Raw genomic sequence first — 682 nt, 5'->3', positions numbered from 1 at the left:
CCTTAAACACATCGTCACACCAAAACCGAATCACCAGCGTAATCGCACTCCCCGAAATCCCTTCTACCAACACCACCGGTTCGCGCTTCTTCAATATATATGTCCCCGATTTAACAATAGCAACCACCTCTGGAATAACTACATCCTTACTTTCACTGGTCTCCAATGTCGTCTTAATCTCAATTCGTCTATGATTATTACTCAACGTCCAGTTAACAATCTGTTGCGAGAGCATATCCCCATTGGGTATAATGACTTCCGCTCCATCCGCTGTAAACAGCGTACTGGACCGCAACCCAATTTCTTTCACACGGCCGGATTTACCCCCAACCTCGATCGAGTCACCAATCTTCAGCGGACGGTCAAAAATGAGAATGATGCCCGACACAAAGTTGTTAACAATATTCTGCAGGCCTAAACCAATACCAACACCCAAGGCACCGAGCACAATCGTGATCTTATCAATCGGAAGCCCCGAAGCAGCGATCGCCAACAGGTAGCCCGCGCCCAACAACACTAACCGGGTCACCACCAGCTTAGACCGATTTGCCGGGCTGTCACCAAAGTCATGGTCGCCGGTGTCGCCAAAGAAGTAGCCCAGGTAACGTTGTACCAGGTGCGCCAGCCAGATGATGGCAAAGAACAATCCCACACTGCTCAGCGTAAACGATGTGTTGCCGAT

The 682-nt window shown here is 49.6% G+C and carries 1 protein-coding gene; it reads right to left on the bottom strand.

Features of this window, described 5'->3' with window-relative positions; genetic code table 11:
- On the bottom strand, positions 1-682 hold a 682-nt coding region (locus tag KK062_RS29870), incomplete at both ends, for a mechanosensitive ion channel family protein (protein WP_254088054.1).

It is taken from the genome of Dawidia cretensis (assembly GCF_018598175.1).
GTDB lineage: Bacteria > Bacteroidota > Bacteroidia > Cytophagales > Cyclobacteriaceae > Ohtaekwangia > Ohtaekwangia cretensis.
The sequence above is the reverse complement of the archived record's forward strand: the minus strand, read 5'-3'. Positions and strand labels throughout refer to the sequence as shown.